Raw genomic sequence first — 26,990 nt, 5'->3', positions numbered from 1 at the left:
AAAATCACAACCCGAAGCGTAAGCGACGGAGGCTGTCGCCAGTCGGTGTGCGCTGTTTTTGGATAGCAGTACATGACGGAATTGTCATTTTGTTGTCATGGTACGGTCGATGAGCGGCTTCTACACTGATTCGAAAAAATGAAACTGTTGATTGTCGAAGACGAGCCCAAGACGGCGGCTTACCTGCAAAAAGGCCTTTCGGAAAACGGATTTGTCGTGGATGTCGCCAATTCTGGAGTCGATGGCTTGGATCAAGCGTGGACGGGTCAGTACGACGCTATCGTTTTGGACGTCATGTTGCCGGGCCAGGATGGTTGGCAAGTCTTGTCGCGACTGCGTGGCGACGGTCGACAGACGCCGATCTTGATGTTGACGGCTTGTGACGATGTTCCGTCGAGAGTTCGCGGATTGGAACTCGGGGCCGACGACTATTTGGTCAAACCGTTCGCGTTCTCGGAATTGCTGGCTCGCATCCGAACTTTGCTGCGTCGCGGTCCGCTTCGGCAGACCGAACGAGTCACCATTGCCGACCTGACGTTGGACCTGGTCCGCCATCGCGCGAACAGGGGAGCCGTGCGGTTGAACCTGACGCCAAAGGAGTTTTCATTGTTGTCGCTGCTGACGCGACGGCAAGGCGAGGTTCTCTCACGGACCATGATCGCCGAGCAAGTTTGGGATATGAACTTCGACAGCGAAACGAACGTGGTCGATGTTCACGTTCGTCGTCTGCGTTCCAAAGTAGATGATCCGTTCGATGTCAAATTGATTCATACCGTTCGTGGTGTCGGCTATGTCTTGGAAGAACGGGAGGACTCCGGCGATGCCTGAGCTACATCATCGGCGTTTCCTCTCATCATTGGCGATACGACTAACACTTTGGTACGCGGCGTCAACGTGCCTGATCGTCGCCACCGCCACCGGTTTGATGTATTGGACGTTGATCGCTCATTTGGATGAGCAGGACGATCAATTCCTGATCGACGAAGTGCATATTCTGCGTGACCTGTTGAGTGAAAACGGCGAGCAGAACGATGCGATTCGGCAAGAGATTGAATTCGAAGCCGCGGCGCGGCGATACGCTCGCGTCTACGTCCGCTTGCTGGCCACCGATGGGACTACGCTGATCGAAACGCCAGGCATGCCACAGCGTTTACCGGCCAATGCGTTTCCGATTCGCGAAATCGGCGAAGTAGAATCCGTGGGCGTCAATCGTATTTCCACCGACGGAAGTCCGTATCGATTGATGACCGCCACGTATTCAACGAAAGACTCCGGGGAGGGCCAAATCATCCAAATTGCCTTGGATCGCGTGCAACAGACTCAGTTGATCCGAGCGTACCGCAGCACCCTACTGGCCGTGCTGGTGTTCGTCGTCTTGGTCAGCGTTGTGATGGCGTACTGGATCGCTCATCGCGGCATCCGTCCAATTGACGAGGTCACGCAATCGGCAAGGCGAATTCGTTCCACCACGCTGCACGAACGCATCGAAGCGGGCGTCTTTCCGTCGGAATTGCTAAGATTGGTCGAGACGTTCAATGAGATGCTTGACCGATTACAGGAATCGTTCGACCGATTGTCACAGTTCTCCGCCGACATCGCGCATGAGCTGCGAACGCCCGTCAACAATCTGCGCGGCGAAGTGGAGGTGGTGCTCAGCCGTCCTCGTAGCGATCGAGAGTATCGTGAGACACTCGCATCGGGACTGGAAGAAGCGACCCGATTGTCCGCCATCATCGACAACCTGCTGTTGCTGGCAAGGTCCGAATCACCCCAAGCCGACGTCGACCGCGACTGGTTTTCTCTGAGCATTGAGCTTGAGCGACTACGAGAGTTTTATGATGCGGTGATGTCGGAATCGGGAATCGATTTTGTTGTTGACTCCAAAGAGCCGCTGCGTTTTCACGGCAACCGTTCTTTGCTGCAACGAGCACTCGGTAACCTGATCGACAATGCCATCCGACACACATCCGACGGTGGGACCATCGCAGTGGCGGCTTTTCGCGAGTCCAACGAATTGAGAATGGAAGTTGCTGACAACGGGTGCGGGATCGCGGGCGAACATCTGCCGCAGTTGTTCGATCGGTTCTATCGGGTCCAGCGGGACCGTTCGAGACGTTCGGGTGGATCTGGGCTGGGGATGGCGATCGTCCGCAGCATCGTGCGTTTGCATGGCGGCGAGATAACGGTGCACAGCCAATTGGGCAGCGGTACGAGGATTGTCATGCGATTCCCCGTTGAATCTTGTCGCGTGGACGTCGAGTCATGAAATGGATGCAACGCTGGAGGAACGCTGTAAATAAATTGAAGCGAGAAGTACATGCCTTGTACCTTGCTTGCAAAGATCAGCGAACGCCATGGTACGCGAAGGCAATTGCGGCGGCCGTCGCTGCGTATGCACTGAGTCCGATTGATTTGATCCCCGATCCCATTCCGGTGCTCGGGTTGCTCGACGACTTGCTGCTATTGCCAATCGGCATTTGGCTGGCAGTCCGTTTGATTCCGCCGAACGTGATGGTGGATTGTCGCCGCAGGGCCGAACAGGCTGACGAGAAACCGACGAGCCGCTGGATGGCCGTTATCATTGTCTCGATTTGGCTGCTGATGTTAGCTGCTGCTTTCTGGTACCTCACACTGCATGTCCAGACGTGAACACTCGGTCGCTTAAAACAAAAGAGATCTACAGGTTTCGCTACGTCTTCAGATCGTTACTGTCTGTAATCGTATGCACCGAGCCGTCCATCAACACGCAGGTCACTAACCCTTGATGATAGCTGCGTGACCGAATCACCCCAAAATCAAGAACGCCAATCCGACAACGACCAGAGTTACATCGACGAGTCGCCGAAACAGCTCTTCGGAAACGTGATCAACTAGTCGTTTACCTAGATACGAACCCAACACCAGCAAAGGGCCGAGAAGCAGACCAATTTTCACTGCCTGCGTCGAAAGTGCGGAACCGGCGCCGTAGGCAACCAGTTTGGTGGCGTGCATGAGCACGGCCGCGAGTGCTTCCGTTCCGATAAAAGCTCCCTTGACTAAACCAAACGCCAGAAAAAATGGTGCGACAATCGGGCCAGCCGTTCCTACGAGTGCAGATAGAAAGCTGGTCAATCCACCGACGGGGGCAAACCACGGCAGCCTCATCGGCGGTAGCTCTCGCCGAATGAGGTGACGTCCGGCGACGAGAGCCAATAGCAAGAATCCTAGCAGCCGAGTCAGCAACGGAAGGGGGGCCGAAGCGAACAACCATCCGCCAAGCATTGCCATCGGCACCGCACCAAGGAGAAACCATCCGACAACTGGATAGTGAATGTCGCTTCGGTTGAACCAAACTCGACTTCCGTTGCCGATCAATTGGGCCACTGTCAGAATTGGAACCGCGTCTCGAACGCCAAATATGAGCACCAGCACCAGCACCGGCAGCAATATCGCAGCACCCCCGAACCCCGTCACGGCGGACAGCATCGACGCAGCAAGCGTGCAAATAATCAGCAGCAACCCAAAAATGATTTCGTTCATACCTGTAGTAGTGCGATTTCTGTCTTTGAGTTACCCGTTGTTGCGTTACTTCGTGATCGGAAACTTTACGATGCCAATACGCTAGCCGATGGCAAAACCGGCTGCGATTACGGACGTTTTGAGATTTGTTCCAGCAGCATCAACTGCTTTGCACTCAGTTGATTGGCGACCTTCACTACGCGTCCGGCGATTTGTCTCTCCATCACGTCGATGCTCGCGTCGTCCAACTCAGCCAGCTTTTCGCCGAACTCACGGTAAGCATTCTCTAAATCGTCGATGGCTGATTTAAGTTGGGGCGACTTCGCAACATCGATACCCAATTCCTGCTGAACCTGAGGTTCGGAGAGTCGCAGGAACATCGCACTGCGGTTCAGTTCCCCTAGCTCGTCAACCATCCCTTCGACATGTTGCGAAACGTCTTGCAATGCTGAGACGGCAGCGGCATTTTCGGTTTGTCGCAGCATGAAACCCCGATAGAACGCCAATGATGTTTCCAAGAACTCGCGTCTCAACGAGAGAAGTTCCGGATGCCCGGCGAGCTGGGATTCGCTCAGTCGACTGAAGGTATCAACGGCTCGTCTGGCATCGGCAAAGTTTTCGTCGGCGACCTGCCGTTGATGCCGCTCGTTTGCGAGTGCGATCTTGGTTCGCGAATGCTCGCGGACAACGTAGACGGTGGTCGCCGTTAAAAAGATTGATCCTATCAATAACACCGTGAAAGCCACCTGAACGATGCGGCGATGACGCCGACGCCACTTGGCAAAACGCTGCGGCAGCGTGGGCGGCTCCGCCAAGATGGGAATGTCATCAAGCCAACGTTGTAAATCGTCCGCCATTTCCTGCGCCGTCGCATAGCGTTCAGTCGCCGATTTCGCGATCGCTTTGCGAATGATCGTATCCAAATCGGTTGGCAACGACGGCATCATCTGCTTGGGAGGCACTGGCTCATGCTCGACGACGTTCCTCAATAACTCATGGTAGCCCAAGCCATCAATCGCAGGTGTCAGCGTCAGCAATTCGTAGAGTGTCACGCCGAGTGAATAGATGTCCGTTCGATGATCCAGCACAGCGTGATCGCCCGCAGCTTGCTCGGGACTCATGTACCGCAGTGTTCCAGGAGCATGTCCGCTGCCTGTGAGTTGCGAATCCGCTTGCTGGATTTGTGCAACACCGAAATCGGTAACCCAGATTCGGTCGTGCTCGTCGAACATCAGATTGGCAGGCTTAATGTCTCGGTGAACGACACCGTACACGTGGGCATGTTCGATGGCAGTCGCCGATTGAATGACCAACCGAACGACTCGGCGAAAATAGTCAGTGCGCACCGTTGAATTAGCGAGAACCGTGGGATCGTCCCGCATCGTCTCAATCAACCACTCCAATGTGTTACCGGTCACCAGTTGCATCGCGAAGTAGTACACACCGGCATCACTACCGACCGCATAGACAGGAACAATGTTTGGATGATCGAGTTGGGCGACCGCCATCGCTTCGTTGCGAAAACGTTGGACTCGAACGGGGTCCAAAGCGCCGGCTTTCGACAACACCTTCAGAGCAACGAGACGTCCAAGAGACGATTGCATCGCTTCAAAGACAACACCCATGCCACCACGCCCCAGTTCGCGAACGATTTGGAAGTCCCCAAGCTCTCTGGGTGGCTGCTCAGCCGCGTTCGAAACGTCGGTTTTTTCATCGCTGTGATCCGTGGGCGATGCAAGATCCAACTCAATCGTTTCGTCAATTTTCATAGTTTAAGAACTCCAACCGGATCGTGAACTTTTTGTCTTCGTAAGCTGCATCAATCGTGCCACCGAGGGATTCGGTAAGGCGTTTGCATAGCGGTAATCCAAGACCGCTGTGTTTGCCCGTTGCTGTTCTCGAGCCGTCGGCACGCCAAAACCGCTCAAAGACTTTTTCAATCTCCGATGCTGGGAAATTTTCTGTCGGATTACTGATGCCGACGAAGAGTCTCTCAGGATTGGACTTCGATTGAGCAACGATGCTGATCGCTGATCCAGAGTCGGCGTAGGCAACAGCGTTATCGATCAAGTTACGAATCAACATGCTGATCGCCTGGGCGGGGCCATTGATCACCGTGCCATCGGGGATGTCCCATAACACCGTCAGTCCTCGTTGTGTCAATATACCGTCGAGCGTCGCGATGTTTTCGATTACCACTTCACGGAGATCGATCGGTGTTGCGGCACTCTTTCGTTGCTGGGAATGCGTGGTCGCCAGCAGCGTTTCAACAATGGTTGCGGTTTGCTGAGTGATTGCCAAGCACTGACGCATCGTTTGTTCGTGATCGCTCACTGACCGTGGTTTCAAGAGTGCGACATCGAGTTTGGCTCGTAACCCGGCAAGCGGCGTTCGCAATTCGTGGGCGACATCGGCAGAAAAAGCGCGTTCGCGATCGAGTGTCGATTGCAATCGTGTCAACAGTTGATTGATCGTTTGTACAAGCGGACGTAATTCACTGGGTTGCCGCTCAGTTTCGTCGATACGATCAGTGAGTGATTCCGAGCTGATTGAAGCGATTTGAGTCGCGGCCTCGCCGAGGGGGCGGAGTCCAAGGTTGACGGCAAGCCATGTCGTTGCCAGGGTCGTCAGTACGCCAACGAATCCAACTGCAGTGAGTAACGCCCGCAATCGACCGATGGTGGTCTCGATCGCGGTGGTTGGTCTTGCAATCGCCATCGTTACTTGAGCCGATGGCAACTCGCTTTGCGCACTGTCCTGGATGTTTTCAAATTCAACACGTGGCTCGAATGTCAAGAATGCGGCTCGACCAGGCGTCGTATTGGCAAGCAGAACATCGACGAAGCCGTGCCGTTTTGCCAAGGGGATCTCAAACGCCGAAGCTTGGCGAGGAAAATGAGAAATGACTTGATCATCTTTCCAAACCGAAAGCACTTCATGGTCGACATCGTATGGCGTCTGCACGTCGCCGTCTTCTTGCCATTCGAAAACGAGTCCATCCTGGTCTTGCTCCACCAGTTGACTGAGCGATTGCAAGCGGCCCTGCAATCCGCTGTCGAATTCAGACCAAAGCGATGCCTCGATCAACCAACAAACGGCAATACCGCTGATGGCAAAGAGGACCAGCACGCCTATGCCAACCAATGCGATCAAACGACTATGTAAGGACGGGATCATGAATCACTGGCCTCGATGAGATAGCCTTGTCCACGACGCGTGACGATCAACGATGGGTTGTCGGCAACATCCAGTTTCTTCCGCAAGTAGCCGATGTAGACATCGACGACGTTACTGGTGGAATCGTTTTCCATGTCGTACAGGCTCTTCCATATCTCCGTTCGCGTGACCAACTTGCCTCGCCGACGGGCCAGGAGTTCCAATAAATTGTACTCGCGAGCGGTCAGCTCAATTTGCTCACCGTTGCGATGAACCAAGTGGGCAGCGGTGTCGATGCTCAGATCGCGAATTTGGATGACGGGCACACCGTCACCGAAACTGCGTCGCACCAACGCGCGAACGCGAGCAATGAGTTCAGCAATGGCGAACGGTTTGACCAGATAGTCGTCGGCACCACAATTGAGTCCACGAATCCGTTGGTCCACTTCGTCGAGTGCCGTCAGCAACAGCACTGGCGTGTGCTGTTGCTTGCACCGCATCGACTCCAGAATTTCCAAACCACTGGTGTGTGGCAACATGATGTCCAAAACGATGACATCATGTTCGCCTGACTTTGCCAACCACATCCCATTGCGCCCATCCTCTGCCGAGTCGACCGCGAAGCCGTCCTCTGTTAGCGCCTGGACGACCGCACTGCGAACTGGCTCGTAGTCTTCAATTACCAAGACACGCATTGAAATTCTGGGAGTTGGGAGACAGGGAGACAAGGAAGTACGATGACGAAGACTAACTGTCTCCTTGCCTCCCCTTTTCCTCAATCATTCAGTCTTCTTCTTCGTTATTGTCTTCGTCTTCATCACCCTCTTCGTCGTCCCCGTGAACTTCGTGTTCTTCGTCATCGTCGTCGGCTTCCAGATCCACGACACGTCCGTTGGGATCGACCAGCAATTCCACTTCCTTTCCGTCTACCATTGCTTCGATCTCGTAAAGTACCACCATTTTCTTTTCAAATCCTGGCTTGGCACCCTTGGGCATGTGTTTCATCGCAGCGGCCCGTACTGCTTTGGGAACGTCTTTGCCAGAGACGGCCATTTCGGTTTCCAGAACGTCGCCAGCTTCGTTTACATTGACTTCATGCTTGACGTCGCCGACTTTCCAACTGATCTCGTAGACGGTGAAGCCCTCCTCGATCTCTTTCGCGACTTCTTCGATTTTAGCCGTACCAGCCTCCTTCTTGATCGTCTTCTGAACGGCCTTGGGAGCGTCAGCTAGCATTATTTTGGTGTCGCCAGATTCCCCTTTCTCATCTTCAACAGGTTTCATGGCCCAGGCGGTCGATAGTCCGATCAAGCCGACAGACAGTGCGAGTGCAAAACGTTTCATGTTTCAATCCTTCGTTCGAGTCATCAAGGTTTGTCCCAAGCTCGCAAGTGAGCTCGGCGAACGTTTTGGATTGTAGAGGCCCAACATAAGAACAAGATGAGAAGAGCGAAAAGTCTGAAAAAAATTGGGACGTGCTGACTGATGATCGCCGGAATCTTGGGATAGATTATTTTCAGGCGACATAAATCACTTCGAGACTGGCTTGTCTTCGAGCACTCGGACCGGGCATCCGTCAGGTAGGCCGTAGCCGCCGGAAGTCGCGACCACATCGCCCTCGGAGAGGCCTTTGGTGACTTGGAATAATTCGCTGGTTTCCGCCCCCAGCTCCACCTTCGTTTCTTGTGTCTTGCCATCGCGAACCAGGGTCACCACCGAGGTGCCGGAATGGTCACCGATGGCGGATACGGGTACGGCGAGTGCATCGGGAATCTCGGGTAGCGAAACTTTCGCGTCACAGGCCAATCCAGGCCGCAGTGAGCCGTCCGGGTTCTCAATCAGGGCAAACATGATGACGTTGCCGGTTAGAGGATCCGCTTGAGCACTGATCCGTGAGATCTTTCCATGAAAAGTGCGGTCGGGAATCGATGTCAATTCGATGTCAACCGGGGTGCCAATGGTGACCTTGCCAAAGTCACGACTGGGGATTCTCAGTTGGACAAAAATATTTGATAGATCCATCACCGTCGCCAAGGGAAGGGCCTGGGCAAAATACTGCCCCTGATGAGCCGACATGAGCGTCACGACACCGTCAATGGGACTGTTGATCGTACACCACTGTAGCGTCAGTTTGGCATGTTCCTCATCGGCTTGGGCGGCTTCGAGAAACGCCTGGGCTTCCTCAACCAATTCCGTAGGCGTTCCCTCTTCAATGAGCTGGAGGTGCGCATCGGCTGATGCGAGCGCCGCATCCGCTGACTCCAGGGCTTTGATTTTCGATTCATACTGGACCGGTGAAATCTCACCGCGTACTCGTAAGTCTTCCAATGCCTTCAATTCGGATCTCAATCCGTTGGCCGTCGCTTTGGCTTTATCGCGGTCTTGCCGAGCGACTTCCAGTTCTTGCGGCAGGTAGCCGCGTTTGAGACGCTTCAACGCCGCTTCCTTTTCCGCCACGACGGCACTGGTGCGCTGAATGTTGTTCTTGGCAGTACGTTCATCCAGATGCACGAGTGGCTGCCCAGTTTTAATAATTTGACCGTCGTGGGCATTGAGTTCGGTGACCCAACCACCGAGTTGTGCCGAGACCATAGCGGTTTTTTCCGGGATCGCCATGATCGTACCCACCAAATCCAGGGTGGGACGCATCGTGACTCGCCGAACAGTCGCGACTTGTACAGGAACGGGCTCGGGTTGAGTGGGATCGGCGGCGGCCTCGGCACCCACGGGTTCGTCACCCGCCTTCACAAAATTCGATTTAATCATCAATGCGGCACCGATGGCGACGGCCAGCACGGCAACGATTAGAATAGATTTTAGTAGTGAGTTCAGTTTCATAAGATTGGCTCTGCTCCGGCTGAAACGGAATCCGACTGGGTATCGGATTGATCGAGACGGAAGATTTGGACAAGCATGTAGTAAAACACGGGAGTCGCCACTAACGACAGCAGCAGCGACATACATAGGGAACCGATGACCGCAATGGCCATCGGACGGAGCATGTCAGCTCCGGCACCGATCCCATACGCCAGCGGTAACAGCCCGAGAAAAGTGGTCAGCGACGTCATCAAGACGGGGCGAAGCCGTCGTCGCCCCGACTGCACCATCGCCTCTTTGAGTGGTAGGCCCTGCGCACGCAAATGTTCGACATAGTCAAACATCAAGATGCCGTTCTTGTGAACAATCCCCATCGCGATGATCGCTCCCAAGATCGACACAATGTTCAGTGTCGTGCCGGTCACCCATAGCCCGCCCACCACACCAACGAGCGCGAGCAAGGCACCCATCCAAATTGCCAATGGCGCGAGAAACGTTCGAAATTCCAGAATCAGGACAACGTACACTAGCACCAAGGCTGCGATCAGCACGAAACTAAGGTTTCGAAAGGATTCTTGCTGCTGCTGGAACAACCCGCCAAATTCGATCGTCATTTCGGGCGGGATCGTGACGTTGTTGGCCAGCTCATCCTTGATCGTCGCGATGCCGTGTCCCAAATCGATGCCTTCGAATCGGGCCGAGACCGCCACCAATTGCCGCAAGTCTTCTCGGTGCATTTCGAGCAAACCCGGTTCGTGTTCGATTTGGGCTACGTCACGGACCGTCAATTTCGCGCCGGTGGCGGTGTGAATCGGCAGCGTGCTCAGGGAACGCTCGCGTTGGTGGGATTCGGGTGCCGACATCACGCGGACGTTATAGGTACGATCGCCTTGCAATACGTAAGATGAGATCGTCCCCAGGAGGGTGCTCTGAATTTCGCTGCCCAGCATTTGGGGAGTCATTCCGATACGCGCGGCAACGGCCAGGTCGGTCTTCAGTCGCATCGAGGGACCGGCGACGACGAGACCGTCCTCGACATCGACGACACCGGGAATCTGTTCGATTGTTTGGGCAATCTCCTCGGCCTTCTCCTTCAACAGTTTCGTATCAGTCGAAAAGATCTTGATTTCGACCGGTTTGGGAGACCACGTCAAGTCGCCAATCAAGTCACCCAGCACGCCAGGAAATTCGAAGCTCAATGCCGGTTCGGCCTCATTGCACTTCGCCCGCACCTCCTCAATCACCTCCTCGGTGCTGCGGTCACGTTGACGATTGAGTTTGACCAAAAAGTCACCCGTGTTGGGTTCCGCAATCGCGAGCGCCAAACGAGCCCCGGTTCGACGTGAAAAACCTTCCACCTCGGGGGTATCGTTGAGAATCTCCTCGATGTGTTGCAGCATCCGGTCGGTCTCTGAAAGACTTGTGCCGGGACGCGAGTAATAGTCGATGATAAACGCGCCCTCGTCCTGGGCGGGCAGGAAATCGGAATCCAATTGGCTGTACATCCAAAAGCCTCCCACGGCCACCAACGCCATTCCGATCGTCGCGACTACCGGCACGCGAAGCAACGCATTCATCACGGCAGCATATAGGTCAATCAATCGTCGCAAGATCGGACCACCCTGTTCCAACTCATGCTGGCCTTGTTCCTGTCCTTTTCGCCTGCGAATCAACAACCCCGCGGTGACGGGAGTCCACGTCACCGCCAGGGCCAATGAGATCAGCAAGGCGACAACCATCGTCACCGCGAGAGCACGAAAAAATACGCCCGCGACGCCATCGAGAAACGCCAGTGGAATGAACACCACCACTGGTGTCATCGTGCTGCCCACCAACGCCGGTCCGACCTCGCGCATGGCCAGTGCGACAGCCTCGGTCGACGGATAGCCGGCCAACACTTTGGCATAAATCGATTCCACCACCACAATCGCGTCGTCAATCACGATGCCGATCACGGCGGCAATACCACCAAGCGTCATGAGGTTGAAACTCATGCCCAGCAGACGGAGTCCAATCAGTGTCAGAATCACAGTTACGGGAATCACCATCGCCGCTACGATGGTCGACGCCAGGCTCCGCAGAAATAGGTAAAGTATGATCACCGAGAGGATGAGTCCGAGGATGATGGCCTCCCATACACTGCCTACGCCCTCGCGGACGAACTGCGACTGATCATAGAAAAATCCGAGTTGCATGTCCGGTGGCAACTCTTTCTTAAGTCGTAGCAAGGCTTCGTCGAGATCGTCGGCTATTTGAACCGTATTGCAATTCGGCTGACCGTAAATATTCAGTAATACGGCATCTTTACCGTTCGCAGAGATGCGGTTGAATTGCGGTGCCGCCCCCCGCTGCACCGTCGCGACATCACGAATGCGGATCGGTGCCTGATTGACCCACGCGATCACGACATCTTCAATTTCTTTGGGATCGTGCAAACGATTATCAACCACCGATAAGTAGAGTTGATAGTTCTCCTCGTGCATCCCCGCCGAAGTGAATTGGTTTGTTCCTGCGAGCGCCGTACTGACTTGGCCCAATGTCAGATTATTGGCATCCAATTTGGAGGGATCCACGATGACATGGAATTCTGGAACGCGGCCACCGACCAAATTGATGCGCGCGACACCAGGGATCCGCAGGAAGCGAGGATAGATGTCATATCGAGCCGTCTCCCAAATATCGGTCTTGGGACGTGTTTGGCTCGTCAAGCTGATACCGAGAATCGGAAACGCGGAGAACGTCATGCGATGCACCTGGATCGCCGCTGCGGGTGGCAGCGTATTGCGGATCTGAGCGAGTCGACCGAGCACATACTGCTCCGCCTCGCTCATGTCGGTCTTCCAATCGAAGAACACGTTAACAGCGGCTGATCCACGTCCGGTTGTCGAACGAATGTTGGTGGTGCCAGGAATGTTCTTCATGGCCTCTTCGACGGGTCGCGTGACCGTTGCCATCATCTCGTCGCCGGGAATCACACCATTGTCGATTAAGATCACGACACGGGGGAAGTTGGTCTCCGGAAAGACCGATGACGGCATCGTGAATCCGGCGTAAACCCCAGCGAAACACAAAGCAATCACGATAAACAAAATCGCCTTGCTGTATCGCAGCACTAGCCCCGGTTTACTATAATTGGCGGAAATCTCGGACGGTTCGATCATAGTCTTTCAGTGCGGTCTTGATGTGCGAGCATGGTGCCCGCGTGGTACGGCGAAATCGCGAGCGATTTCGCCCATGTTTCTAAAATCTGGAGTCCTTCAAGGTAACAATTCGGTCGACAGGTAACGCGGTCGACTGAACGACCGTCGCCGCCGATAACGCGAGCTCATTAAGCGAGTCCAGATAGATCCTACGCTCCTGAAGCAACGAATTCTGAGTGGCATAAACCATTAGAATGTCTGCTTGACCAGCTTCGAACTGGCTCTTGATGTCTTTGAGATCCTGCGGCATCGCCTCATCGAACGGTGACAAATCGACTTGCGTGTCCTCCGCCAATAGCCGTGCCCGCTCATAGCGATTAATCGCAGTTTCGGCTTCTCGCGACGCACGCGTTTTAAGTTGCGTGTAAACCCGATTCTGCTGCTGCCATTCGACATTGCGTTGGCGAGTCAAGGGCCGGCCGTTGTTCCAAACGAATAAGTCCCGTTGAATCCGAGCGCCGACGTCATAGGATCCATTCGCATTCTTATCTAAAATCGGACCTATCTGAACGTCGGGTGTTTGCGCGGCCTTGGCCAAGCGTGCATTGGCGCAGGCGACGCTCACGCCTGCCAACGCGGCCAGAACATCGGGACGCCCTTCGGCCAATTCTTCAGCCATCAGCCGCATTGCCAATTCGTTTGAATACCCCGACTGCGCTCTGCTACTGGAAAACTCGCTAGCGGGATTCCAGGAGAATGCGGGCAGACGATCCGTTAGGGCCAACGGCTCGGATGGAGACAGATTCAATTGTCGCCGGAGTGCCAACAATGCCGTTTGGAAATTTGTACTCGCCAATTGGGCTTGGTTTCGTGATTGACGAAGTGCGACCTTCGCGGTCGTGACTTGCGGTGCCGAGCCAACACCGGCGTTGTAACGTCGGTCGACAACTCCTAGCAAATCTTTGTTCAAATCTCTCGTTTGATTCGCCAGATCCAGCAATTCACGTTGATACAACGCCGTCAAGTAAAATTGGGTGGTTGTCGCGATGTTGGTCAATTCCGTTTGATGAATGGTCCAGCGAGTTTGGTTTAGAAAAGACGTCGCGCTCTGCTCGCGATAACTCTGTTGATGAGCAAGCTCAAAACGCTGCATCAGCCAAATGTAGTAATTGTATTCACCGCCGCGACCATCACCCGGTCGGATCTGCGACTGCACAAATGGATTCCAAATGTAGGTCTCTGCGACACCCACAGCGGCGCTACTGACCTGCTCTTGCCCGCGTGCCGCAACTAGGTCAGGATTCTGCATCAGTGATGTAGCAATGGCACCCTGTAGCGAATAGGCCAACTCCGCGGATTGCGGCGATGGCACGGCTAGCGGATCGCTGGAAACATCAACGAAACCACCAGATTCGATGGTGAGATCTTGGCTTTGAACTGCTTCAAGTTGCGACGCTGGCGAAATGACCGAAGCGAGCCGAACCTCGAAGCTCGACGGTGTGGCCACGTTTTCATCAACAACCGGCTTTTGCGAGAGATAAACTCTGTCGGCAGTCGTCGCCTTCTTACCAAGGGTTAGTTCTTCACCAGGCGTTAGCTCTTCACCAGGCGTTCGCAACGAGACAGGCGACGCCATGACATTTGAATCACTAACCGACGCAAATCGAGAACTGCCGCTCTTGCATCCTGGCCCAAGCAGCAGCACCATCAGTGCTCCCAATCCAAGACTCGGAAGAGTCGTCAATAAAGAATTCATAGCTCTATGCTCCTTGGTCCGTTCATCAAAACGCCAACACCAATGGCAGCTTGAAACGGTTGATTAAGTTTTAACGGCAAGTGTTGATCCAACGTCGCAATCGTGCGACAAGTCCTTTTCTTCAATATCGGCATTGTACGCCAAACTATCTATTTTGACACAGAACATAAACTCGAATTCACCAAGCGACTCAGGGCGGTGGCTGGCCCTTTTTCTCCGCCTGAGCTTTGCAAATCACCCCATCCGAATGGAATGGCCGATGATACGGCGGGTTGCTTAAGAGAAACGATTTAGCGATCCGTCTCACTCGTCTACGACCGGACGGGCGTTCGGAAACTGAATTGACACGGTCGAGCCCGCTGCCAGTTGGCTGCTTATTTTTATCGTCCCCTGATGAGCGTGAACGGCGGCGCGAGCAATCGCAAGCCCCAAGCCAGTTCCACCTATCGTGCAGTCACGTGACGGATCACCTCGGTAAAAACGGTCAAACACATGGGGCAGTTCTTCCGCTGCAATACCAATGCCCGTATCTTCGATCTCGATGAGAACCGAACGCGCGGAAAGTCGACAAGTTATTTCAACCCGTCCCTTTGCTGGCGTGTATTTCAGAGCATTTTCGAGAACATTAAAAAGGGATTGCCTTAGCCGAATATCGTCACCCTGGATCTCACAAGCTTGTACTTTGCCCATTTGAACTGTCACACCTCGTAGCTCAGCTACGGGGCGCAACTGCTCTGTCACATCCAACAGCAGCGCGTCTAACCGAACTGCTTCAGGTAAAACGTCCATCGTTCCTGCGTCGAGACGGCTGAGATGCAGCAATTGATCGGTGAGGCGTCCCAGCCTTGTCGCTTCATCGACAATAACATTGAGAGATTGTTCGTATTCCTCAGGTGAGCGTTGAACGCTCAATGCCGTTTCAGCTTCGGCGCGGAGGGCAGCCAAGGGTGTGCGTAATTCGTGGGACGCATCGGCGGTAAACCTCTGGATCTCCGTGACGGCGTTTTCAAGTCGTGCAACTAACGAATTCAAAGTCGTCGCAATCCGTCCAATCTCATCGTTTGGATTGACGATCTCGATGCGTCGGTTTAAACGATCAATTGTAATAGCATCTGCGGCGTTAATGATCTGTTGGATCGGAGTCAAAACTCGCCCCGCCATCCAATATCCAGCAACTGACGCGAATGCGACCGCGAGCGGCAGTAAAACTAGCATGATGGATTGGAGCGTGTGAATTTCAGAGTAAAACGGTTTCATCGAAACCATCGTCTGGACGATGAACTGACCGAGTTCACTTTTCGCCAACTCCGTCGCAACGCGATAGTCACCGTTTCGGCCAACGGTGATCGTCTCAAAATTCGGTGACGCGATTGGGGGTGAATCGAGACCTGGCAAGGCCCCTGCATACTCTGTCAAATTGACACTACTGAAAACTACTTTTCCGGTGCCGTCAATCACCCGGAACTCATATAGATTTTGTTGGAAGAATCGAGTGCGAAGTTGGGAGTCGAGTTCTGGAAACGAGCGAGCCAACTGCACCTCCAGCACACGCTCGGTTAGCTCCTCCTCGAGCGACGCATCGACGTTCGCCAACGCATGATGCCGCGCAATCACAAGAATCAACAGACAGAATCCCGCCAACGCAACGACCAAAGCCAGTCCGTACCACAACGTGAGTCGCCAACGTATCGACAGTTTGTTCATGGAATCTCGCCTAATAAATAGCCTTGTCCACGGATAGTATGCAGGATCGTGGGCCGACCGTTCGCCTCCAGTTTCTTTCGCAATTGATTGATATGGACCGAGATGACGTTCGTCCAGGTCGCGGTGTCTTCCTTCCACACCGAACTGGCGATCTTTTCTCGTGTCACGACTTGATTGGGGTTTCGCATCAAAAATACCAGCAACTCAATTTGCCGATTCTGAAGATCCAGCAGTTGACCGCCTCGACTGGCGGTCCGCGAAACTAGATCGACCTGCAAGTCACCATACGTTACCAGTCGACTGAAATCAGCGTGCTCGCGGCGCAACAGCATCCGGATGCGAGCCAATAATTCATCCATCGCGAATGGTTTGACGAGGTAATCATCGGCCCCCGCATCCAATCCCGCCACGCGGTCCTTGATCGCGTCGCGTGCCGTGACCACCAGCACCGGTGGATGCCGGCTGATCGCCCGCAACTTCAGCAACCAATCCAATCCATTTCCATCAGGCAACATCAAGTCCAGGACAATAAGATCCACATCCGGCGTCAACAAATGCTCAGCAGATCGCAACGAATTGGCTTGGAGAGCATCGAATCCCGATTCCACGAGTGAGCGCGCAACACTTCTGAGTAAATTCGGTTGATCTTCGATGACAAGGATTTGGTGCATTGCAAATTCAGTGAGCTCTCGCCATCGAGTGGCTCGGATTGGAGCGGGCAAGAGTTGCGATGGCATCATCGCCTCGTATGTCCGAACCGATTATCGGTTGGCGAAGCAGGGAACATAAGCCCTGCAGCACCAATATAAACTCGAATTCACTTTACGGGTTGAGATTCGTTTTTCCCCTCAAACCAACGGTAGAGTGCTGGTAGTACGAGCAGAGTCAGCAGACTCGACGTCAGCACCCCACCGATCACGACGGTTGCCAGCGGTCGTTGGACTTCGGCACCGGCACTGGTCGATATTGCCATCGGAAGAAACCCGAGCGCGTCGGTGGTTGCCGTCATCAAGACGGGGCGTAAACGGTCCATCGCTCCGTCGAAAATTGCCGTGTTCGACGATTTTGGTTGCTTTCGTAGTTCTCGAATGTGTTCAATCAATACGACGCCGTTCATCACGGCAATGCCAAACAAAGCAATGAAACCCACCCCCGCCGAGATCGAAAACGGCATGTCACGAAACCATAGCAACAGAATTCCGCCGGTAGCCGCCATCGGAACATTGAGGTAGATCAACAAGCTCAGTCGAACGGATTTGAACGCCATGTAGAGCAACGAAAAGATCAGAAACAATGCCACCGGAACCGCAATCATCAACCGACGATTTGCTTCCTGTAAATTCTTGAACTGACCGCCCCACACAATGCGGTAGCCCGTTGGCAGCGTCACGGAAGATTCGACGGCTGATTGGGCATCGGCGACGAAACTGGCCAAGTCACGTCCGCGGACGTTCGCTTGCACCAGTGTGCGACGCTGGATCGAGTCGCGGCTGATCATCGCCGGACCTTCTTCGACAACGATGTCGGCGACCTGTTCGAGCGGAATCTGTCGGCCCCGTGGGTCGGAAATTTTCATGCTCTTGAGGGTCTCGGCGCTCTGTCGCCATTGCGATCCGATGCGAACTTGCAACGCGAACCGTTGTTGCCCCTCGTACACTTCACCGACCTTGTAGCCGCCGACAACCGCAACTGCGTTGAGAACATCGCGGGCATTGATGCCGTAACGGGCCACCGAGTCGCGACGCACTTTGACTCGCAGGTATGACATGCCGCCGAGTTGTTCGGCGCGGACATCCGCAGCTCCATCGACCCGCTCCACGACGGTCGCGATTTGATCGCCCAGCCTTGAGAGTTCCTTCAAGTCAGGTCCATAGACGCTGATGCCGAGGTCGGCTCGGACACCAGCAATCAATTCTTGAACTCGTAATTCGATCGGTTGGCTAAAACCGAACGATTGTCCAGGGATGCGTTCGGCGAGTAAGGTTTCCATCGCCGTGACCAAACTTTCTTTGTCGCTGAAACGCGTCCATGCACTCTTAGGCTTCAGCATTACGAAGATGTCGCTACGGTTGACACCCATTGGATCCGTCGCGATTTCTGGACGCCCGATTTTGGTCACGACTGATTTGATTTCGTCAGGAAACTCGGTCAGCAGCAATTTTTCGATATCGGTGCTCAGCCGAATCGACGTGTCCAGCGAAACACTTTGCAAACGCACGCCTTCCATCGCCAGATCTCCTTCATCGAGCTTCGGAATGAACTCGGCCCCGAATCCAGTTGCGATGATCACACTGCTGGCAAAGACACCAATGGCGATACCAGTCACAGCTACCGGATGGGCGATCGACGCTCGCAGGATCGGGCCGTAGCCTCGTTTGCAAACGCGTACCAGCCAAGTTTCTTTGTCCGTGATATTTCGAGCCAGGAACAACGATGCCATCACTGGTATGACCGTCACCGACAACACCAACGCCCCGGCGAGAGCCGACATAAAACTGAACGCCATCGGACGAAACATCTTGCCTTCGATGCCTTGCAGACTGAGGATCGGCAGAAACACGATGATGACGACGATACCGGCGAAGAGTATTGGTCGCCCGACTTCGCCTGCGGCGCCGCGAATCACAGACATTCGGGCCTTGCCACTTTGCGATTTCCCCGCAAGGGAAAGACGGCGAACGATCTGCTCCACCATGACCACTGAGCCGTCGACGATGATGCCGAAATCCAACGCTCCGAGACTCATCAGGTTCGCTGGTACGCCCGCCAGATACATAGCTGTAAACATGAACAACGCGGACAGCGGTATCGACGCGGCGACGATCAGCCCGGCGCGAAAGTTCCCCAATAGTAGGAACAGCATCGCAATCACCAAGATCGCACCACTTGAGATGTTTTCACGCACCGTCGCGATCGTTCGATCCACCAGCGCGGTACGATCGTAGAACGTGTCGACTACGACGCCTTCGGGCAACGTCTTCTGAATCTCAGCTAATCGGTCGCGAACCCGCTTGGCGACGACGCGAGAGTTTTCGCCAATCAGCAACATTGCAGTCCCAGTGACGACTTCACCGCGTCCATCGCGCGTGGCCGCTCCGTAGCGGATCATGGGGGCAAAGCGAACGTCGCCCAGGTCGCCGACGGTGATCGGAGTGCCTTCACTGCGACTGTCGACGACGATGGATGCGATTTGATCCAGGCTAGTGATCAGAGCTTCGCCACGAACAAGTTGTTGTTCGTCCGCATGGACGATGTAGCCGCCGCCTTCGTTGCCGTTGTTTTGCATTAACGCGTCGAATAACTGCGTCAACGAAATATTATAGTTGAGCAACTTGGTGGGATCGAACTGCACCTCATATGACTTCAGTTCGCCGCCCTGCGTATTGACTTCGATCACGCCGGGGACGCTCCGAAGTTGATACGCGATCTCCCATTCCAGGATCGTTCGCAGTTCCATCAGGTCATGGTCGTAACCCGGTGCATTTCGAACCTCGAAGTGGTAAATTTCGCCGAGTCCCGTTGCAATCGGTCCCATCTGCGGATCGCTGATCGAAGCGGGGATCATGCTACGGGCTTCTTGCAATCGTTCGTTGATCAGGTTTCTCGCCCAATAGATGTCCGTGCCTTCCTCGAACACTACCGTGACGGCTGAAATACCGGGTAACGAGAGCGAACGTATCTCTTCGATTTGGGGCAGACCACTGAGCGACGTTTCGACGGGAAACGTGATGAACTGCTCCACTTCGACCGGCCCCAAGCCACCGGATTGGGTCAGTACTTGAACCTGCACATTGGTCAAGTCAGGGACCGCATCAATCGGCAGGTTGATGAGCGACACCGTCCCGGCCACTATGAGCACCAAGGTCAGCAGAATGACCACAAAGCGATTGGCAAGACAGGCATCGATAACACTCTGAATCATGGTGACCTCAGTCTTCGTCCGCGAATTGATCGGCCAGCATTTCGGACTTCAAAAAGAACGCCCCTTTGACCACCACGGATTCACCAGATTTCAAGCCAGCTTTGATTTCCGTCAGCCCGCCGCCGGACGCCCCCGTCAAAACTTGACGCATTTCAAACGTCTCTTCGGCGACTTGCACGAACAATGTCGGTCCTGATGGAGAATCCAACAGCGCATCAGTGCCGACGGCCAACACGTCTTGGATAGCTTCGCCCGGTAACTCGATGTCGACGAACATGCCCGCTTTGAGCAGCCCGTCACTGTTTTCAACCAGCGCCGTCATCGGCAGCGTCCGCGTTTGTGGATCGATCACTGAACCTGTGAAGAACACCTTCCCTCGAAAGGTTCTGTTGGGGTACGAGGCGGTGAGAAAGCTAACGGTTTTGTCGACCAAGCTTTCTACCAACGACACCTGCTTCTCAAAGATATTTGCGCGCAGCCAGAGCGTTGACAGGTCTGCGATCGTCAGCAGTTGGGACGTTGGGTCGACATGCTCTCGGAATGAAACGTCTTTTGCGATGATCGTTCCGGTTAGCGGTGCGGTGAGTGTGTAGTGAGCAAACTGCTCGTCTGACTCCGGCGGCGTGTCGCCGATTGACGCGGTATCTGATACGCCAAGTATCCGCAGGTTCGTTTCGCTGATCGACTCTGCCGTGCGAGCCTTTTCGAGTGCTTGTTTGGCTGCGATCTCATTCTGATTAGCTGTGAATTTTATTTGTTCGAGCAGCGCCTGCATCGTTGCTCGATCAGCCTCAAATGCCGCCTTCGCCGCCAGCGAATCCTTGCCCGCCGTGGCACCCTGATCGGACAAGCCTCTCAATCGCTGATAGTCGGCTCGCGATTTGAAAAGCTGGGCGTAGGCTGTGATCAGTTGCGATCGATAGTCACCCAGATCCCGGTCGGCAAACTTCGCTTCGATCTGGTCGAGCGGAATGTTGTCTTGCAGCGACTTGATTAATGAAAACGCGCCGCCAGCGACCGACTCCTTCCATCGATGATCGACTTCCGCCAATTTCCGATCCAAGCGGTTTCGGATCAACTCCAGTTTGGCCGCACCAATCTGCTGGCTGTCGATGATCAATAGCGGCTCGCCGACTCGAATTTGTTGGCCGAATTGAATAGGAACGTCGTGAACGACGCCCTCGACCTGTGGAGATATCTGGGCGATCCGATCTTCGTTGAGAGCTAAAGTTCCCGTGACGCGAACGACCTGCGAGATGGTCAGCTTCTCAGCAGCCTGGACTTCGATGCCAGCAACGTCCCACTTCGTTTTGGGAAACGTGAATCGATCGCTGGCACCGACTTGCTCGTCGCCGAGGATGATTGTGTCCGTGGTCGCATCCTTGGCTTTGCTAACCACTCGAAATAGCCGAAACACGCCAAAGCCGCCCACAACGGCGATCGCCATCGCCAAGCAGATAATAGATTTCCATCGTGTTTTGGAGGTTTTCAAAGCCGAGTAGTTTCCGAGTAGCGATCGAATGTTGTGCATTCAGCGGTCATACTTTAGTTCCGTCCCCGACCGACACGATGACGGCAACATGACAGTTCTGTCATCTTACCGGGAAAATGGGTTGGGTTTTGTTGTGTTGACAGTCGCTGCCGCGAAACTACACTGAAAGGCCAAGCCATAAGATTGCTTTCACCATTCTTTGCGTGGCACGCATGTTTCCGAAGTTCGTTCGCTCGTCTGTTCCCATGTTGACCGAGATTATCCTTCTCGCGTTGATGATGTGGCCTGCGCCGATCCCGTTGGGACATCGCCACTGCGATTACTCATCGCGAGTGTCGGGTCAGCAAATGGCTCGCCATCTTGCGTGCTACCATGGCGGTTTTTCAAACTCTGAAAACTGGCCAAACGATTGGCATTGGCACTGGGTCTACCCGACGGACCATTGCGGTCAACTGAACGTTGATGACGCACAACTACGGACTGACCAGATCGTGATGGGGCGTCCCCTCGACACTTTCGTTTTGCCCCGTATTTCGCCATTGGACTGTATTGCGACCAAGGTACGACTCGCCAGGCCCTCGATTCCGTTGCATCGCCGGTGCTCGTTCCAAAGCGTCGCGCTGCTGCACAGCCGTCAATCTCTGCCCGAACTCTTGGGCGTCACCCGCTGCTAATCGGCGGGATAGTCGTGGATCGCTCCGCCGATCCAACGTTCTTGTGATCAGCTAGTCTCTTGCGTCAGATTCAGCGGTGCCCGAACGGCATCTGATCGGCGGAGCGATCAGCGACTATCTGCGCTCGCTAACGCGTGGTATTCACCGTCTGTCGACGATAGTGACGACAACCAAAATCCATACAGTCAATCCGCCAATCGGAATAACGCCAAATGAACAAATCATTCCCCGCGATGAAAGTACGTCGATACAAGCGAAATATGCAGATCTTCTCGCTAATCGTTCTCGGTATGCTCGCCGCGTTTTCGTCTGCGAACGCTCAATCTCCCTCGAACGAATCGGCTGACTCTACCACTGCGAGTGACGCTGTCGTAAAGCTTCCCAAAGAGCAATGGCGAGCCGCCGGGATCAAGATCAAGTCGGTCGAACGCGGGGCTTTTCAGGATACCCTGCGATTGACGGGCAAGATTTCACTCAATGAGGATCGCATTGCGCACATCTATTCCATGGTCGAAGGGACTGTCAGTGATATTCCTGTGAACTTGGGGCAACACGTACAAGGCGATGATCTGCTGGCGGTCATCCACAGCCGCGAGGTTGGTGTTGCAAAACTGCAACTTTTTCAAGATCGCTTGCAAGTGGAACTAGCGAATATCCAGCACCAGATGCAAACCAAAGTTGCTAGCAACGCCCATGAATTGCTGGATGCACTTCGCAAGGAGACCGGGATCGAAGAAATTGAGCGTCAGTTTCGTGATCGACCGATGGACGACTACCGCGAACGGGTTGTCGCCGCATACGCAGCCTTTCTCAAATCGGAAGCGGATGTCCTGCGGCTGGAAGGCATTTCTCAGACAGGTGCCGTTTCAGGAAAGCTTTTGTTGACGGCGCGAGCAAATCGCAATGCCGATCAAGCCACGTTCCAGTCTCGCATCGAGCAAATTCAGCACGAACTCCACACCACCACCATCATGTCATCCCAAGCGGTGAAAATGGCTGAAGCCAAAGCACTTGTTTCCGCAACGAGCCTACGGATTCTGAACGTCCCTGCAGATGAAATTGAGCATATCGATCCGGTCAAACAAGGTGAAACGATATCGCATTATGCCATCCGGGCCCCCTTCGACGGTACCGTGTTAACTAAAGACGTCGTGTTGCGCGAACAGATTCGCCCCAACGTTATTTTGTTCAGCATTGCCGATCTGTCGACGGTTTGGGTTACTGCCAACGTCTATGAAGAGCATTTGCCGCTGCTCGATTCGTTCAAGAATCAAACGATTAAGCTTCGCAATGATGCGTTACCAGATGGGAAATTCACCGCGAAAGTGTTTTACACCGGCGATGTTATGGACGAAGCTACGCGAACGATCTCACTGAGGGCCATTGCTGACAATGCCGGTCGTCAACTGAAGCCGGGTATGTTCATCAACATTGAACTGCCAATGACGCAATCAATCAAATCAATCGCAATTCCCTCGTCGGCAGTGCAAGAACACGAGGGCCAAACGTTTGTATTCGTTCTGAAAGAAGCGAACGAGTTTCACCGACGTGATGTCACACTCGGGATGGCCAATGAGACTTCTGTTGTCGTCGAAGACGGCTTGGCCGAAGGTGACGCGATCGTCGTCCAAGGCGGCTTTGTACTTAAATCGCAATTGCTCGCCGATTTGATGGGTGAGGAATAATCATGGTTACCCATCTGATCGACTTCTCTCTGAACAATCGCTTCATCGTCGTGCTGCTGTCGTTGGCGATTTTGGGCATGGGTGTGTTTGCTGCATCGACGATTCCGCTCGATGCGGTGCCTGATTTAACGAACGTGCAGGTGCAGATACTGACCAATTCGCCCTCGCTCGGCCCCGTCGAGGTGGAACAGTTCATCACGTTTCCTATCGAAAATGCGATGAGTGGGATTCCGAAGGTGGATGAAATCCGCTCGATCAGTCGTTTCGGATTGTCGGCCGTGACGGTCGCGTTCGAGGATGGCACGGACATCTACTGGGCTCGCAATCTTATCAATGAGAGATTATTGAAAGCACGCGAAGAGATTCCTCCCGGCATGGGTACGCCTGAATTGGGGCCGATCGCAACCGGGATGAGTGAGATCTATCAATTCGAGGTCCGCGCCGATCCAGGTTCTGATCATTCGCTCACGGATCTGCGAACCATTCTCGATTGGCAAATCGCATTTCAATTGCGAAGTGTTCCCGGCGTCATCGAAGTCAACACGTTCGGCGGTGAGTTGAAAACCTATGAGGTCCAGATCGATCCCAACAAGATGCAGAACTATGACATCTCCTTGACGCAAATCACGGACGCACTTGAGCAAAATAACGGGAACGCCGGCGGCGGCTACATCGCCCACAATGCTGAGCAGCGATTGATTCGCGGCGAAGGCTTGGTAAGTTCGCTCGATGACATACGCAACATCGTCGTCGACAACCGCGACGGAAAACCGATTCGGATCGCTGACGTGGCCAACGTTGCGTTTGCCCCGATGTTACGACAAGGTGCCGTGACCCGGGACGGGGATCGCGAGGCGGTCGTGGGCATGGTGATGATGATCATGGGCGGCAATTCGCGGCAAGTCGTCGGTGATGTGAAAGCCAAGATTGCCGAGATTCAGAAATCATTGCCCGCAGGCGTGAGCATCGACACGTTTTACGACCGTACCGAGTTGGTTGCCAAAACCATCCATACGGTTGGCGAAAACATCGGCTTGGGCGTGCTGTTGGTAATCGTGACTTTGTTTGTATTGCTGGGCGACGTGCGGGCGGGCTTGATCGTCGCCGCAGCGATCCCGCTATCGGCGATGTGCGCGCTCATTGCCATGCGTTACGCAGGCGTATCGGCTAACTTGATGAGTCTGGGGGCAATCGATTTTGGTGTGATTGTAGATGGTGCTGTCGTGATGGTCGAAAACTGCGTGCGACGCGCAATGCAGTATCAGAAAGCCCACGGTGGTGAAAAGGTTCCTGAAAGTGTCTTTCGTGAATCGGCCAAGGAGGTCGGCAAGCCGATCTTGTTCGCCGGCCTGATCGTGATCATTGTTTTCCTGCCGATTCTCAGCTTGCAGGGAATGGAAGGCAAGATGTTTCGTCCGATGGCGTTTACTTTCATGTCTGCGCTCACTGCAGCGTTAATTTTGTCCGTGACCGTCATGCCCGTATTGGCCTCGTTGTTCCTCGCCCGCCGGGTGAAACAGAATGAGACCTTCGTGGTGCGTTCACTCAAGCGAACCTATCGTCCGATGTTGATGTTCTCGATGAGGCGACCGGCGGCCATGTTTGCGGGTTCGGCGATCTTGTTCGTCGGCAGCGTCTTGCTTGCCAGCGGTTTCGGAGTCGAGTTCGTACCCACCCTCGACGAGGGCGACATCGCGATTCAGGCCGTACGCTTGCCGAGTGTCTCATTGGAGACTTCGACCGAGATGACTAAGGCCATGGAACGGACACTGCTGAAATTTCCGCAAGTGGAAACGGTAGTTTCCAAGACCGGTCGCCCTGAAATAGCCAATGATCCGATGGGAGTTTATCAAACCGATATGTTCATACGACTTGATCCGCACGCTGAATATGCTGACGGAGAATCCAAACCCGATTTAATCGAACAGATGAAGGCTGCGTTGATCAGCGAGGTTCCCGGGAACTCCTATAGTTTCACTCAGCCGATCCAATTGCGAGTCCAGGAACTGGTTGCTGGCGTACGTTCGGATATCGGACTGAGCCTCTACGGCGACGATCTAGACGTGCTCAAGGTCAAGGGCGATGAGCTAGTCCGTGCCTTGAACCAGGTGCCAGGATCTGCCGATGTCATGGCGCAGCAGATTGCCGGACTATCCTACTTTCGCGTCAAGGTGCGTCGCGGTGACCTGGCACGTTACGGGATCAACACTCGCGATGTACTCAATGCCGTCAGCACGGTTGGCGGGATGCCGATCGGACAAGTGTTTGAAGGGCAGAGACGATTTCCACTACAGGTTAGGCTGCGTCCCGAGTCGCGTGAAAACACCTCGCAATTACTGAACCTCAAAATTGATGATTCGCAGGGACGGCCCATCCCGATCTCACAAGTCGCAGACATCATTACGGAGGACGGACCCGTTGAGATCAGTCGCGAAGCGGTTCGCCGCCGCTTGTTGGTCCAGTGCAACGTGCGCGGGCGAGATCTGGCCGGCTTTGTCGCCGAAGCTCAACGTGTCGTCGATGACGAAGTCGAGTTGCCAACCGGTTACACACTTCGTTGGGGCGGCCAATTTGAAAATTTGCAACAAGCAACGCAGCGATTATCCATTGCCGTTCCAGTGGCACTCATCCTGATCTTTGCGTTGCTGTACATGACATTCAACTCCGTCAAGTTAGCCCTGCTGATTTACCTCAACGTGCCGATTGCCGCGACCGGTGGCATCTTCGCTTTATGGGCACGTGACTTACCGTTTTCGATCTCGGCAGGTGTTGGATTCATTGCATTATTTGGCATCGCAGTGATGAACGGCGTCGTGCTGATCGAGCATGTCCGGCATCTACGTCACGGAGGCGATTCGCAACGCGATGCTGTGATCAACGGGGCCATCGACCGGTTGCGTCCCGTGCTGATGACAGCCTGCTGCGGTGCCCTTGGCTTCATTCCGATGGCGGTCTCAGCCAGTTCCGGTGCGGAGGTACAACGCCCGCTGGCCACCGTTGTGATCGGCGGATTGATCACGTCGACCGCACTGACGCTACTGGTGCTGCCAACTATCTATCGCTGGTTTGAACCGCGACACGTTGAACCGGAGGTGGTCGACAAAGCACAATTTGAAGGCTAACTACATTCGCTACCCAAGGAACTT

At 54.3% G+C, this 26,990-nt stretch carries 18 protein-coding genes; 5 read left to right on the top strand and 13 right to left on the bottom strand.

The window, feature by feature from the left end:
• Positions 1-138: 138 nt before the first annotated feature.
• The 3 genes from SH410x_RS25775 to SH410x_RS25765 are packed head-to-tail and all read left to right on the top strand — an operon-like array spanning position 139 to position 2,649.
• Entirely contained in the window at positions 139-828 is a 690-nt protein-coding gene (locus SH410x_RS25775; RefSeq protein WP_473672086.1) for a heavy metal response regulator transcription factor, read from the top strand.
• Positions 821-2,266: a heavy metal sensor histidine kinase gene (locus SH410x_RS25770; protein WP_473672084.1), complete on the top strand. Its 1,446-nt coding sequence runs from the start codon at positions 821-823 to the stop codon at positions 2,264-2,266. Before SH410x_RS25775 ends, SH410x_RS25770 begins: the two co-directional genes overlap by 8 nt.
• A gap of 35 nt (positions 2,267-2,301) precedes the next feature.
• Positions 2,302-2,649 carry a YkvA family protein gene (locus tag SH410x_RS25765; RefSeq protein ID WP_473672082.1) on the top strand — a complete coding sequence of 116 codons (348 nt, stop codon included), beginning with the start codon at positions 2,302-2,304 and terminating at the stop codon, positions 2,647-2,649.
• Positions 2,650-2,689: 40 nt separating this feature from the next.
• Here SH410x_RS25765 and SH410x_RS25760 read toward each other — a convergent pair whose 3' ends face one another.
• The 13 genes from SH410x_RS25760 to SH410x_RS25700 all read right to left on the bottom strand — a co-directional run bounded on the left by SH410x_RS25760 (position 2,690) and on the right by SH410x_RS25700 (position 21,524).
• Positions 2,690-2,788, bottom strand: a complete 99-nt coding sequence (locus SH410x_RS25760) for a DUF1559 family PulG-like putative transporter (RefSeq protein ID WP_473672080.1) — start codon at positions 2,786-2,788, stop codon at positions 2,690-2,692.
• Positions 2,785-3,519 (bottom strand): sulfite exporter TauE/SafE family protein, encoded by a 735-nt coding sequence (locus SH410x_RS25755; RefSeq protein WP_473672079.1) that lies wholly within the window; start codon positions 3,517-3,519, stop codon positions 2,785-2,787. Before SH410x_RS25755 ends, SH410x_RS25760 begins: the two co-directional genes overlap by 4 nt.
• A 107-nt stretch (positions 3,520-3,626) precedes the next feature.
• Positions 3,627-5,267, bottom strand: a complete 1,641-nt coding sequence (locus SH410x_RS25750) for a serine/threonine protein kinase (RefSeq protein WP_473672077.1) — start codon at positions 5,265-5,267, stop codon at positions 3,627-3,629.
• Positions 5,257-6,675 (bottom strand): ATP-binding protein, encoded by a 1,419-nt coding sequence (locus tag SH410x_RS25745; protein WP_473672076.1) that lies wholly within the window; start codon positions 6,673-6,675, stop codon positions 5,257-5,259. Before SH410x_RS25745 ends, SH410x_RS25750 begins: the two co-directional genes overlap by 11 nt.
• Entirely contained in the window at positions 6,672-7,349 is a 678-nt protein-coding gene (locus tag SH410x_RS25740; protein ID WP_473672074.1) for a response regulator, read from the bottom strand. The genes SH410x_RS25745 and SH410x_RS25740 overlap by 4 nt, the downstream gene beginning before the upstream one ends.
• 88 nt (positions 7,350-7,437) lie before the next feature.
• Positions 7,438-7,998 carry a hypothetical protein gene (locus tag SH410x_RS25735; RefSeq protein ID WP_473672072.1) on the bottom strand — a complete coding sequence of 187 codons (561 nt, stop codon included), beginning with the start codon at positions 7,996-7,998 and terminating at the stop codon, positions 7,438-7,440.
• 186 nt (positions 7,999-8,184) lie between these two features.
• Positions 8,185-9,492: an efflux RND transporter periplasmic adaptor subunit gene (locus tag SH410x_RS25730; protein ID WP_473672071.1), complete on the bottom strand. Its 1,308-nt coding sequence runs from the start codon at positions 9,490-9,492 to the stop codon at positions 8,185-8,187.
• The gene (locus SH410x_RS25725) at positions 9,489-12,632 is read right to left on the bottom strand and encodes an efflux RND transporter permease subunit (RefSeq protein WP_473672069.1); all 3,144 of its coding nucleotides are present in this window, start codon (positions 12,630-12,632) and stop codon (positions 9,489-9,491) included. The genes SH410x_RS25730 and SH410x_RS25725 overlap by 4 nt, the downstream gene beginning before the upstream one ends.
• A gap of 79 nt (positions 12,633-12,711) precedes the next feature.
• The gene (locus SH410x_RS25720; RefSeq protein ID WP_473672068.1) at positions 12,712-14,367 is read right to left on the bottom strand and encodes a TolC family protein; all 1,656 of its coding nucleotides are present in this window, start codon (positions 14,365-14,367) and stop codon (positions 12,712-12,714) included.
• A 303-nt stretch (positions 14,368-14,670) separates the two neighbouring features.
• Positions 14,671-16,071 (bottom strand): sensor histidine kinase, encoded by a 1,401-nt coding sequence (locus SH410x_RS25715; RefSeq protein WP_473672066.1) that lies wholly within the window; start codon positions 16,069-16,071, stop codon positions 14,671-14,673.
• Entirely contained in the window at positions 16,068-16,742 is a 675-nt protein-coding gene (locus tag SH410x_RS25710) for a response regulator transcription factor (protein WP_473672064.1), read from the bottom strand. Before SH410x_RS25710 ends, SH410x_RS25715 begins: the two co-directional genes overlap by 4 nt.
• A gap of 146 nt (positions 16,743-16,888) precedes the next feature.
• Positions 16,889-19,993, bottom strand: a complete 3,105-nt coding sequence (locus SH410x_RS25705; protein WP_473672062.1) for an efflux RND transporter permease subunit — start codon at positions 19,991-19,993, stop codon at positions 16,889-16,891.
• A 7-nt stretch (positions 19,994-20,000) separates the two neighbouring features.
• Entirely contained in the window at positions 20,001-21,524 is a 1,524-nt protein-coding gene (locus SH410x_RS25700; protein ID WP_473672060.1) for an efflux RND transporter periplasmic adaptor subunit, read from the bottom strand.
• A gap of 847 nt (positions 21,525-22,371) precedes the next feature.
• Here SH410x_RS25700 and SH410x_RS25695 point away from each other — a divergent pair.
• A complete protein-coding gene (locus SH410x_RS25695; protein WP_473672058.1) occupies positions 22,372-23,844 on the top strand; it encodes an efflux RND transporter periplasmic adaptor subunit in 1,473 nt (490 codons plus the stop codon).
• A 2-nt stretch (positions 23,845-23,846) separates the two neighbouring features.
• Entirely contained in the window at positions 23,847-26,966 is a 3,120-nt protein-coding gene (locus SH410x_RS25690; protein WP_473672056.1) for an efflux RND transporter permease subunit, read from the top strand.
• Positions 26,967-26,990 lie beyond the last annotated feature (24 nt).

This window comes from Rhodopirellula sp. SH410 (genome assembly GCF_055811895.1).
Note: the sequence above shows the minus strand (reverse complement) of the source record. Positions and strands in the feature narration are given on the sequence as shown.

Excerpts from the sequence above, each read along its gene's own strand:
- SH410x_RS25720 (WP_473672068.1), bottom strand. The coding sequence starts at position 14,367 with ATGAATTCTTTATTGACGACTCTTCCGAGTCTTGGATTGGGAGCACTG.
- SH410x_RS25735 (WP_473672072.1), bottom strand. The coding sequence starts at position 7,998 with ATGAAACGTTTTGCACTCGCACTGTCTGTCGGCTTGATCGGACTATCG.
- SH410x_RS25770 (WP_473672084.1), top strand. The coding sequence starts at position 821 with ATGCCTGAGCTACATCATCGGCGTTTCCTCTCATCATTGGCGATACGA.
- SH410x_RS25705 (WP_473672062.1), bottom strand. The coding sequence starts at position 19,993 with ATGATTCAGAGTGTTATCGATGCCTGTCTTGCCAATCGCTTTGTGGTC.
- SH410x_RS25690 (WP_473672056.1), top strand. The coding sequence starts at position 23,847 with ATGGTTACCCATCTGATCGACTTCTCTCTGAACAATCGCTTCATCGTC.
- SH410x_RS25730 (WP_473672071.1), bottom strand. The coding sequence starts at position 9,492 with ATGAAACTGAACTCACTACTAAAATCTATTCTAATCGTTGCCGTGCTG.
- SH410x_RS25700 (WP_473672060.1), bottom strand. The coding sequence starts at position 21,524 with ATGCACAACATTCGATCGCTACTCGGAAACTACTCGGCTTTGAAAACC.
- SH410x_RS25740 (WP_473672074.1), bottom strand. The coding sequence starts at position 7,349 with ATGCGTGTCTTGGTAATTGAAGACTACGAGCCAGTTCGCAGTGCGGTC.
- SH410x_RS25695 (WP_473672058.1), top strand. The coding sequence starts at position 22,372 with ATGAACAAATCATTCCCCGCGATGAAAGTACGTCGATACAAGCGAAAT.
- SH410x_RS25725 (WP_473672069.1), bottom strand. The coding sequence starts at position 12,632 with ATGATCGAACCGTCCGAGATTTCCGCCAATTATAGTAAACCGGGGCTA.
- SH410x_RS25715 (WP_473672066.1), bottom strand. The coding sequence starts at position 16,071 with ATGAACAAACTGTCGATACGTTGGCGACTCACGTTGTGGTACGGACTG.
- SH410x_RS25745 (WP_473672076.1), bottom strand. The coding sequence starts at position 6,675 with ATGATCCCGTCCTTACATAGTCGTTTGATCGCATTGGTTGGCATAGGC.
- SH410x_RS25775 (WP_473672086.1), top strand. The coding sequence starts at position 139 with ATGAAACTGTTGATTGTCGAAGACGAGCCCAAGACGGCGGCTTACCTG.
- SH410x_RS25710 (WP_473672064.1), bottom strand. The coding sequence starts at position 16,742 with ATGCACCAAATCCTTGTCATCGAAGATCAACCGAATTTACTCAGAAGT.
- SH410x_RS25750 (WP_473672077.1), bottom strand. The coding sequence starts at position 5,267 with ATGAAAATTGACGAAACGATTGAGTTGGATCTTGCATCGCCCACGGAT.
- SH410x_RS25755 (WP_473672079.1), bottom strand. The coding sequence starts at position 3,519 with ATGAACGAAATCATTTTTGGGTTGCTGCTGATTATTTGCACGCTTGCT.